Raw genomic sequence first — 9,781 nt, 5'->3', positions numbered from 1 at the left:
CGTTCGCCGCCACTCGCTGGGGAGCATGCCGAACGCGACTCGGAACCGCCGGGTGAAGTGGGTCTGGTCCTTGAAACCCCAGCGCCGGGAGATCGTGCCGATGGAACGGTGCCGGGAACCGGGATGGACCAGTTCGGCCTTCGCCTGGTCCAGCCTGCACGTGATGATCCACTGCTCCAGGCGCAGGCCGGCGTTGGCGCAGACGCGGTGCAGGTGACGGGGCGAGATGGCGAGCGCCGCGGCGATGGTGCCGGGGCCGAGGTCCGGATCGCGCAGGTGCTGGCGCACGTAGGCGCGGATCTGCACGATCAGGGTCTGCTCGACGATGTCACGGGTGCCGGCCACGTCCTCGACGGCCGTCGCGATGAGAGCGCGGGCGAGCTCGATGCTCGCGGCACCCAGCATGTCGGCCGCCGGGCCGTCGCTGAGTCGGTCCGCGTTCCTGGTGATGTCCAGCACGTGGCGGCTGAACAGCCCGTACAGCGGGCTCGATCTCAGTCGTGGCCCGGCGCGCCGCACGAGGTCGACCGGTAGTGCCAGGTCTTCAGTCCACGTGTTGAGCGATTGTGCCGCACCGAAACCACGCCATCCGAAGGTGAACGGCTGACTGACGTCCACCACCAGGATCTCCCCGGCGGGCACCATCTGGAGGGTCGTTCCCACCTGGTATCGGGCCACACCGCTCTCGTGCACACCGATGGCGATGTGCTCGCCCGACGTCGAGCGGGCGGCCTTCGCGGTGCGGACGTTGGCGAAGCCGGTCGACTCCGCGCGCAGGATCGACGCGGAACCGAACGTCCAGAGGTCCACCCTGGCCCGCACCGGCTCGTCGTCCTCCACGTCCACCCGCGTCACCCCGGCGGCCTCGCACATCGTGGTGATCAGCACGTCCCGCCGATCGCGCGGCGCGAGCGTCGCGGTGTCGAGCAAAACGGCCATGCGACGTCCCCCTGTCACCCCGGCTGGTGTTGGCGTTGTGAGCCGACGGCACGGCGCTGTGAACCGATTTGGCGCGCAGGCTTGATCTTAGGCTCTGACCGTCCTGGCGCGGACAGCTCGCATTCGTCGACTTCGGAAGGGCCGCAACATGAAGACCATCGTCCTGGTCCACGGTTTCTGGGTGACTCCGCGCAGCTGGGAGCAGTGGATCGACCGCTACCAGAGTGCCGGTTACCACGTCGTCGCCCCCGCCTACCCCGGTTTCGAGGTGGAGGTCGAAGCGCTCAACGCCGACCCGTCGCCGATCGAGGCGGTCACCGCGCCTGCGATCATCGAGCACCTCGAGTCCGTCATCAGACAGCTCGACGAACCGCCGATCATCATCGGCCACTCCGCGGGCGGTGCGTTCACCCAGGTCCTGCTCGACCACGGCTTCGGTGCGGCGGGCGTGGCGCTCAACTCCGCGCCGACAGAAGGCGTGCTCGTCACCCCGTTGTCCCAGATCAGGTCGACGTTGCCGGTGCTGAAGAACCCTGCCAACCGGCACAAGGCGGTCGGCCTGACCCCGGAACAGTGGCGCTACGCGTTCACCAACACCTTCACGGAGGAGGAGTCGCTGGCGCTCTACCAGCGCTATCACGTGCCGGCGTCCGGGCGGATCCTGTGGGGCGGTGTGCTGGCCAACTTCATCCCCGGCCCGCAGGACATCCACGTCGACTACCACAACGACAAGCGCGCCCCGCTGCTGTTCGTGTCCGGCAGCGAGGACCACATCATGCCGCCGTCGGTGCAGCGTTCGAACGCCAAGCACTACAAGTCGGACACCGTCACCGAGATCAAGGAATACGAAGGCAAGGCCCACCTGCTGCCCGCGCAGGAGGGCTGGGAACAGGTCGCCGACGACGTCCTGGCCTGGGCCGTCGAACACGCCGGCTGGCAAGCCTCGACCAGCGCGTGAAGGACGTCCGCATCACGCACATCGGCGGACCTACGGTGCTGATCGAGGTCCACGGATGGCGTCTGCTCACCGACCCGACGTTCGACGCCCCCGGCCGGAGGTACGCCTTCGGCTGGGGCACGTCGTCGCGAAAGCTGACCGGCCCCGCGATCGCGGCCGGCGCCCTGGACCCGATCGACGCCGTGCTGCTCACCCACGACCACCACGCAGACAACCTCGACGACGCCGGCCGCGCCCTGCTGCCCACCGCCGGCACGGTCGTCACCACCGCCACCGGCGCCCGGCGGCTCGGCAACGCCCGCGGCCTCACCCCGTGGGCCACCACCCGCCTCGACGCACCGGGGCGGCCGTCGATCGAGATCACCGCGACACCGTGCCGGCACGGCCCGCCCCTGTCCCGTTCCATCACCGGCGACGTCATCGGCTTCGCGCTGCACTGGGACGGCCAGGACCACGGCGCGCTGTGGATCTCCGGCGACACGGTGCTGTACGACGGCGTTCGCGAGGTCGCCGGGCGCGTCGAGGTCGACCTGGCCCTGCTGCACCTCGGTGGTGTCCGCTTCCCGATCACCGGGCCGCTGCGCTACACGATGACCGCCGCCGACGCCGTCGAACTGTGCCGGCACCTGCGGCCGCGCACCGTCATCCCCGTCCACTACGAGGGCTGGCAGCACTTCCACCAGGGCCGCACCTCCGTCGAACCGGTCTTCGCCGCCGCGCCTGATGTCCGCGGGCTCGTTCGCTGGCTGCCGCTGGGCGTCGGAACAGCTCTCTAGAACAGCTGGTTCGCCAACCTCGCAACCGCTTGCGCGGGAACGTCCAACCAGGACTCGGGTCGTCCGGGTGCTCACAGCGGTGTGTTCGAGTTCCATGAGCGGCACGTCGGCTGAGGTCACGCCTGGGAGGTCGGGAAAGGGGCGGGTTTCGTTTCCGGCAGGTTTCTGTCCGGTCGGACTAGTGCGGAATTGCCCTGAACAGGGTGAAGATGTGGACCATGGAACGCCGAGCCCGCACCTCAGGACTGCGCCGCAGCCGCACGGTCACCACGCCGAGGCTCGGTGAGCTGTTCAACGGCTATCTCAATCCCGAGCGCCCGCATGCCGGCGCCTACGACGAGATGTTCTCCACTGACAACGGGGTGCGGAGTGCTTACCGCGCGCTGTACGAGTCGGTGGCTCCGTCGCAGGTCAACGAGCTGAACGCGCGCTCTGAGGCGTTGGGGCGGGCCTTTGTCGACCAAGGGATCACGTTCTCGCTGAGTGGGCAGGAACGGCCGTTTCCGCTCGACCTGATTCCGCGCATCATCACCGCCAGTGAGTGGTCGAAGCTCGAAAAGGGCATCGTTCAGCGGGTCCGGGCGATGGAGATGTTCCTCGCGGACATCTACGGGGACGCTCAGATCGTCCGGGATGGAGTGTTGCCGCGGCGTCTCATTACGAGCTGCGAGCACTTCCATCGAGAGGCCGCGCTCATCAACCCGCCGAACGGGGTGCGCCTTCACGTTTCGGGTGTGGACCTGGTGCGGGACGAGCAGGGGACGTTCCGGGTTCTTGAGGACAATCTGCGGTGCCCGTCCGGCGTCTCGTACGTCATGGAGAACCGGCGGACGATGGCTCGGGTGTTCCCGGACCTGTTCGCGCGGCATCGCGTGCGGGCTGTAGGCGACTATGCGGTTCACCTACTACGTGCGCTCCGGAACGCGGCTGCGCCCAATGCTGCGGACCCGAACGTTGTAGTGCTGACGCCTGGGTTGGCCAACAGTGCGTACTTCGAGCACTCGCTGTTGGCGCGGCAGATGGGTGTGGAGCTGGTTGAGGGGCGGGACCTGTTCTGTCGCGACAACTTTGTGTACCTCCGCACGACTGAGGGGGAGCGCCAGGTTGATGTCATCTATCGGCGCATCGACGACGACTTCCTGGATCCTGTGCACTTCCGGCCGGACTCGGTGCTGGGCATCGCCGGGCTGTTGAACTCGGCTCGGGCGGGCAATGTCGTCGTGGCCAACGCTGTGGGCAACGGGGTGGCGGACGACAAGCTCGTTTACACGTACATGCCGGAGATCGTGCAGTACTACCTCGGTGAGAAGCCGTTGCTGCCCAACGTGGACACGTTCAGGTGTTGGTTGCCGGACGAGCGGGGGCACGTGCTGGACCGCCTCGACGAGCTCGTGGTGAAGCCTGTTGAGGGGTCTGGCGGGTACGGGATCGTGTTCGGGCCGGATGCGACGGTTCGGGAGCTGAACTCGTTGCGGAAGCGGATTCGGAACAACCCGCGCGGGTGGATCGCGCAGCCCGTGGTGCAGTTGTCGACGGTGCCGACGAAGATCGGCGACAAGCTGGCGCCGCGGCACGTTGACCTTCGGCCGTTCGCGGTGAACGACGGCAACTTCATCTTCGTGTTGCCCGGCGGGCTCACTCGGGTGGCGTTGCCGGAGGGCAGCCTCATCGTGAACTCGTCGCAGGGCGGCGGTTCCAAGGACACCTGGGTGCTCGCGCCGAAGTCGTCCACTGTGGAGCGTGAGCTCGCGGAACCGGGGTTGGCCGGCGCGACCAAGATGAAGTCGACGGCCGCCGAGCAGGGGCCGGAGCTGACCACTTCACAGCAACAGCAACAGCAGCAGTAGGGAGGCGCGAAATGCTGGCACGCAATGCGGAGTCGCTGTACTGGATCGGCCGCTACGTCGAACGGGCGGACGACACGGCGCGCATCCTCGACGTCTCGGTCCACCAGCTGCTGGAGGACGCGACGGTGGACCCGGACGCCACGTCGCGGCAGTTGCTGACCGTTCTCGGGATCACGCCGCCGGAGGGCGCGGATCAGTTCGACGTGTGGTCGCTGACCGAGCTGGTCGCCTACAACAAGGACAACCCCAGTTCGATCGTGGCGTCGGTGAACAGCGCGCGGGAGAACACGCGTGGTGCCCGTGAGGTCGTGTCGACCGAAATGTGGGAGTGCCTGAACGCGATGTGGAACGCCGTCGCTGAACGGCAGACCTACGCGCGCACGATGGGTCCGCACGCATTCTTCTCGTTCGTTGAGGAACGCGCGGCGATGTTCGCTGGGCTGGCCGACTCCACGATGTCGCGCGACGACGGGTGGCGGTACCTGGTGCTCGGGCGGTCCGTTGAGCGTGTGGACATGATCGTGCGGTTGTTGTTGGCACGCGTTGGCGACCGTGCGTCGTCGCCGGGGTGGGTCACGGTGTTGCGGTCGGCCGGCGCGCATGACACGTACTTGCGGACGTACCGGGGCGCGTTGGACGCGTCGCGCGTTGTGCAGTTCTTGTTGTTGGACAGGCTGTTCCCACGTTCGGTGTTCCACGCGCTCAGGCAGGCCGAGGCTTGTTTGGAGCAGTTGGAGAACCAGCCGTCGGTGCGGGTTGGGGCGCGGGCTGAGGCGCTGAGGTTGTTGGGCAAGGCGCGGAGTGAGTTGGAGTTCCTCAAGCCGCACGACTTGCTGGACGACCTGCCGAAGCGGCTTGCGGCGTTGCAGAAGACGGTTCGCGATGTTGGTGAAGCCGTGTCGCAGCAGTACTTCCACGTGTCTCCGTGGGTTGCCTGGACGAACACCGAGGTGGGCTGACCATGAGCTGGCGAGTGCGTGTCGTGCACACGACGGGTTATCGGTACGAGGCACCGGTTGTGCAGTCGTACAACGAGGCACGGCTGACTCCGCGTGGGGACAGGCGGCAGAACGTCGTCGTCTCGCGCGTTGAGACCACACCGGCTACGCGTGCTTATCGCTACACGGACTACTGGGGCACCGAGGTCACGTCCTTCGACCTGCACGCGCCGCACAAGGAACTGAAGGTCGTCGCGTCGTCGGTGGTCGAGACGAGCGCGGAGATCGAACCTGTCACCACTGGTTCGTGGAGTGACGTGCGCGCGGACAACCTGGTGGACCGGTACACGGAGTTCTTGGAGCCCACGCGGTACACGCCGCGCAACCGTGAGTTGCTCGCGGTGGCACGGGAGTTGAAAAAGGGGCAGACGCCGTCGGATGCGGTGCTGGCCGCGTCGCAGTGGGTGTGGGAGCAGTTGAAGTACCAGCCGGGGTCTACCGGTGTGCACAGTTCGGCTGTTGACGCGTGGCGGGAACGCAAGGGCGTGTGTCAGGACTTCGCGCACCTGACGTTGGTGTTGTTGCGCGGTATGGGGATTCCGGCTCGCTATGTGTCTGGATACCTGCACACGAAGGAAGATGGCGCGCTGCGAGAGACAGTGCGCGGCGAGTCGCACGCGTGGATCGAGGCGTGGACTGGCGGGTGGTGGGGGTACGACCCCACGAACGCGATGCCGGTCGGTCCACGGCACGTGTGGGTGGCACTTGGGCGCGACTATGCGGATGTTGCGCCGTTGAAGGGCATCTATTCGGGAGGGGCCGCAACGGCGTTGGAGGTCACTGTAGACATCACGCGACTTGCATAGACCGCACCGTTTCACCCGAATGAGCGGCTTCGTGCCCCAGGGGCAAGCCCTACCGTCGATGTATGACTGTGATCACATCGACTGTGTGCAGCAGGGTTCTGGGTGACGAGCTGCGTCGGCTGCGGGAGTCCTGCACGGAGTTCAAGGCCGCCGCGTTTGCCGTGCAGCTCGGCTGGGATCCGAGCAAGGTGTCGAACGTCGAGCGAGGCAAGGTGCGGGCCAGCGAGATCGATCTCGTGCAGTACATATCGATGTGCGGCAAGGACATCGACTTCTTCGAGGACTTCCGCCAGCGGTACCAGAACGCCTTCGACGAGTACGTGGTGCAGGTACCGGACAATCTGCGCACAGTCGCGATGGCTGAGTCGACGGCGACGACGATCACCAGCTACAGCACGCAGGCGGTGCCGGGGTTGGTGCAGACAACGGAGTACACCGACGCGTTCTATCGGCTCGGTGGGTTCATGTCCGAGGAACGAATCGCGGCCAACCTGCGGTTCCGCGCGGATCGCCAGGCGATCCTGCGACGCCACGATCGGCCGGATTGCTTGTTCTACGTCCATGAGATAGCGCTGCAACAGCGCGTGGGCGATGCCCGAACGATGGAGGCCCAGTACCGCCGGCTGTCGTTCGACACTCACGTCATCCGGATCGTGCCGCTTGACGTGGTGGTTCCCGCGTACGGCTGCGTGCTGTGGGAGTTCGAGAAGTCGAAGCCGGTGGCGTTCAGCGAAACCAATCTCGCGCAGGTGTTCGTGCAGGATCCTGGAGCTATCGCGCGGACCAGGCTGCTCTTCGATCACCTGGATGAAGTGGCGTTGGATGCGGGACAATCGCGGAGGAAGCTGGAGGAGTACATCAGCCCACCGCGAGAGGAATTCGATGGCCGAGGTCCGCGCTTGGCGTAAGAGCAGCTACAGCGGTGCTACCGACGGCGCTGAGTGCGTCGAGGTTTCGTTCGCCCAGGACGTACTGATCCGTGACTCCAAGAACGCCGACGCGGGCACGCTGATGGTCAGCGCACCCGCGTGGCGTGCGTTCGTTCAGCGCCAGCCGTGACGATCGCGTAGGACGTCCACGACCTGGCCGAAGGCGGCGGGTGCCAGCACGGCGCCCTCACGCCGGATGTCGTCGTCCGAGTCGAGCGCGAAGACGCGGTCGAGGCGGAGGTAGGAGGGGCGGCCCTCGCGGTCCCAGGCGCCCGCGCCCAGTTGCATGAAGTCGTCGCGCGGCTCCTTCGAGGAGAGCATCAGGGCGACCAGTTCGCCCTTGGCGCGGCCCACGACCAGCAGCGGGCGGTCCTTGCCGCGGTTCGCGTCCTCTTCGAAGGGCACCCAGGCCCAGACGACCTCGCCGGGGTCCGCGTCGCCGTCCATCGAGGGCTCGTACTCGAGTTTCGCGGCGTTGGCGGCGTCGTGGATTTCGCGGACCGCGCCCTTCGCGGGGCGGGGGTCCTCACCGTTCATCAGCACGGACGCACCCTAGTGGTGCAGAGCACGTCGGCCACTATGGGACCATAAGGGGACACCCGTCCGATTTTTTGTTGAGGACTGCCTTGACCACGTTCGCCGACACGACCTTCACGCCGCCGGAGCTCATCCGGAACTTCTGCATCATCGCGCACATCGACCATGGCAAGTCCACCCTGGCCGACCGGATGCTGCAGCTCACCGGCGTGGTCGACGCGCGGGCGATGCGAGCTCAGTACCTCGACCGCATGGACATCGAGCGCGAGCGCGGCATCACCATCAAGGCGCAGAACGTGCGCCTGCCGTGGCAGCTCGACGGGCAGGACGTCGTCCTGCACATGATCGACACGCCTGGTCACGTCGACTTCACCTACGAGGTGTCCCGCGCGCTGGAGGCCTGTGAGGGCGCCGTGCTGCTGGTCGACGCCGCGCAGGGCATCGAGGCGCAGACGCTCGCGAACCTGTACCTGGCGATGGAGAACGACCTCACCATCATCCCGGTGCTGAACAAGATCGACCTGCCCGCCGCGGACCCGGACAAGTACGCCAAGGAGATCTCGCACATCGTCGGTTGCGAGCCCGAAGAGGTGCTGCGCGTCTCGGCGAAGACCGGTTTCGGCGTCGAAGCGCTGCTCGACGAGGTCGTGCGGAAGGTTCCGGCCCCGGTCGGCGCCTCGGACGCCCCGGCCCGCGCGATGATCTTCGACTCGGTCTACGACACCTACCGCGGCGTCGTCACCTACATCCGCGTCGTCGACGGCAAGATCACGCCGCGCGAGCGCATCAAGATGATGTCGACCGGTGCCACCCACGAGATCCTCGAGGTCGGCATCGTCTCCCCGGAGCCCAAGCCGTCGCAGGGCCTCGGCGTCGGCGAGGTGGGCTACCTGATCACCGGCGTGAAGGACGTGCGCCAGTCCAAGGTCGGCGACACCGTCACGTCGGAGCGCAAGGGCGCCACGCAGCCGCTGGCCGGCTACCGCGAGCCGCGTCCGATGGTCTACTCCGGCCTGTACCCGGTCGACGGCTCGGACTACCCGGAGCTGCGTGAGGCGCTGGACAAGCTCCAGCTCAACGACGCCGCGCTCACCTACGAGCCGGAGACGTCCGCGGCGCTGGGCTTCGGCTTCCGCTGCGGCTTCCTCGGCCTGTTGCACCTGGAGATCACCCGCGACCGCCTGGAGCGCGAGTACGGTCTCGACCTCATCTCCACCGCCCCGAACGTCGTGTACCGCGTCGTGATGGAGGACGGCACCGAGCACGTGGTGACGAACCCGTCCGACTGGCCGGAGGGCAAGCGCGCCGAGGTCTACGAGCCGATCACCAAGTGCACCATCATCGCCCCGTCGGACTACATCGGCGCGATCATGGAGCTCTGCCAGTCCAAGCGCGGCCAGCTCGGCGGCATGGACTACCTGTCGGAGGACCGCGTCGAGCTGCGCTACACGATGCCGCTCGGTGAGATCATCTTCGACTTCTTCGACTCGCTGAAGTCCCGCACCCGCGGTTACGCGTCGCTGGACTACGAAGAGTCCGGCGAGCAGGACGCGGAGCTCGTCAAGGTCGACATCCTGCTGCAGGGCGAGACCGTCGACGCGTTCAGCGCGATCGTGCACAAGGACTACGCCTACGCGTACGGCACGCGCATGGCGACTCGTCTGCGTGAGCTCATCCCCAGGCAGCAGTTCGAGGTGCCGATCCAGGCGGCGATCGGTGCTCGCGTGATCGCCCGCGAGACGATCCGCGCGATCCGCAAGGACGTTCTCGCCAAGTGCTACGGCGGTGACATCACCCGTAAGCGCAAGCTGCTCGAGAAGCAGAAGGAAGGCAAGAAGCGGATGAAGATGGTGGGGCGGGTGGAGGTGCCGCAGGAGGCCTTCGTCGCCGCGCTGTCCACCGATGAGCCGAAGGGCAAGAAGTAGGACTTTTGAGGTTTTGAGCCGGACCTGCTTGTCGGGTCCGGCTTTTTGTTTGGTTGCCCTCCGGGG

The 9,781-nt window shown here is 66.7% G+C and carries 10 protein-coding genes; 8 read left to right on the top strand and 2 right to left on the bottom strand.

Annotated features, from left to right (window positions below; translation table 11 throughout):
- Window positions 1–939, bottom strand: a 939-nt coding sequence (locus SK803_RS33290) for a helix-turn-helix domain-containing protein (RefSeq protein ID WP_319970124.1), incomplete at its 3' end; no start/stop codon positions are given.
- A 148-nt stretch (window positions 940–1,087) separates the two neighbouring features.
- Between SK803_RS33290 and SK803_RS33285 the strand changes: the two genes are divergently transcribed.
- The 7 genes from SK803_RS33285 (at window position 1,088) to SK803_RS33255 (ending at window position 7,383) form a co-directional block, all read left to right on the top strand.
- The gene (locus SK803_RS33285) at window positions 1,088–1,897 is read left to right on the top strand and encodes an alpha/beta hydrolase (protein ID WP_319970123.1); all 810 of its coding nucleotides are present in this window, start codon (window positions 1,088–1,090) and stop codon (window positions 1,895–1,897) included.
- Window positions 1,894–2,673: an MBL fold metallo-hydrolase gene (locus SK803_RS33280; protein ID WP_319970121.1), complete on the top strand. Its 780-nt coding sequence runs from the start codon at window positions 1,894–1,896 to the stop codon at window positions 2,671–2,673. Before SK803_RS33285 ends, SK803_RS33280 begins: the two co-directional genes overlap by 4 nt.
- Before the next feature lie 218 nt (window positions 2,674–2,891).
- Window positions 2,892–4,520: a circularly permuted type 2 ATP-grasp protein gene (locus SK803_RS33275; protein ID WP_319970120.1), complete on the top strand. Its 1,629-nt coding sequence runs from the start codon at window positions 2,892–2,894 to the stop codon at window positions 4,518–4,520.
- A gap of 11 nt (window positions 4,521–4,531) precedes the next feature.
- Window positions 4,532–5,479: an alpha-E domain-containing protein gene (locus SK803_RS33270; RefSeq protein WP_319970119.1), complete on the top strand. Its 948-nt coding sequence runs from the start codon at window positions 4,532–4,534 to the stop codon at window positions 5,477–5,479.
- A gap of 2 nt (window positions 5,480–5,481) precedes the next feature.
- Window positions 5,482–6,324 (top strand): transglutaminase family protein, encoded by an 843-nt coding sequence (locus SK803_RS33265; protein WP_319970118.1) that lies wholly within the window; start codon window positions 5,482–5,484, stop codon window positions 6,322–6,324.
- Between the two features lie 62 nt (window positions 6,325–6,386).
- Complete coding sequence (locus SK803_RS33260) at window positions 6,387–7,232, top strand: helix-turn-helix domain-containing protein (RefSeq protein WP_319970116.1); 846 nt, start codon at window positions 6,387–6,389, stop codon at window positions 7,230–7,232.
- Window positions 7,207–7,383, top strand: coding sequence for a DUF397 domain-containing protein (locus SK803_RS33255; RefSeq protein ID WP_319970115.1), 177 nt, complete (start codon window positions 7,207–7,209; stop codon window positions 7,381–7,383). The genes SK803_RS33260 and SK803_RS33255 overlap by 26 nt, the downstream gene beginning before the upstream one ends.
- Here SK803_RS33255 and SK803_RS33250 read toward each other — a convergent pair.
- On the bottom strand, window positions 7,368–7,790 hold the full coding sequence (locus SK803_RS33250; RefSeq protein ID WP_319970131.1) for a type II toxin-antitoxin system PemK/MazF family toxin: 423 nt from the start codon (window positions 7,788–7,790) through the stop codon (window positions 7,368–7,370). The two genes, SK803_RS33255 and SK803_RS33250, sit on opposite strands and share 16 nt — an antisense overlap.
- 89 nt (window positions 7,791–7,879) lie before the next feature.
- Between SK803_RS33250 and lepA the strand changes: the two genes are divergently transcribed.
- The gene (gene lepA / locus SK803_RS33245; RefSeq protein WP_319970114.1) at window positions 7,880–9,715 is read left to right on the top strand and encodes a translation elongation factor 4; all 1,836 of its coding nucleotides are present in this window, start codon (window positions 7,880–7,882) and stop codon (window positions 9,713–9,715) included.
- The last annotated feature ends 66 nt before the right edge of the window (window positions 9,716–9,781 follow it).

Source organism: Lentzea miocenica (genome assembly GCF_033949945.1).
GTDB classification, from domain to species: domain Bacteria; phylum Actinomycetota; class Actinomycetes; order Mycobacteriales; family Pseudonocardiaceae; genus Lentzea; species Lentzea miocenica.
Note: the sequence above shows the minus strand (reverse complement) of the source record. Positions and strands in the feature narration are given on the sequence as shown.

Excerpts from the sequence above, each read along its gene's own strand:
- SK803_RS33285 (WP_319970123.1), top strand. The coding sequence starts at position 1,088 with ATGAAGACCATCGTCCTGGTCCACGGTTTCTGGGTGACTCCGCGCAGC.
- SK803_RS33275 (WP_319970120.1), top strand. The coding sequence starts at position 2,892 with ATGGAACGCCGAGCCCGCACCTCAGGACTGCGCCGCAGCCGCACGGTC.
- SK803_RS33270 (WP_319970119.1), top strand. The coding sequence starts at position 4,532 with ATGCTGGCACGCAATGCGGAGTCGCTGTACTGGATCGGCCGCTACGTC.
- SK803_RS33265 (WP_319970118.1), top strand. The coding sequence starts at position 5,482 with ATGAGCTGGCGAGTGCGTGTCGTGCACACGACGGGTTATCGGTACGAG.
- SK803_RS33260 (WP_319970116.1), top strand. The coding sequence starts at position 6,387 with ATGACTGTGATCACATCGACTGTGTGCAGCAGGGTTCTGGGTGACGAG.
- SK803_RS33255 (WP_319970115.1), top strand. The coding sequence starts at position 7,207 with ATGGCCGAGGTCCGCGCTTGGCGTAAGAGCAGCTACAGCGGTGCTACC.
- SK803_RS33250 (WP_319970131.1), bottom strand. The coding sequence starts at position 7,790 with ATGAACGGTGAGGACCCCCGCCCCGCGAAGGGCGCGGTCCGCGAAATC.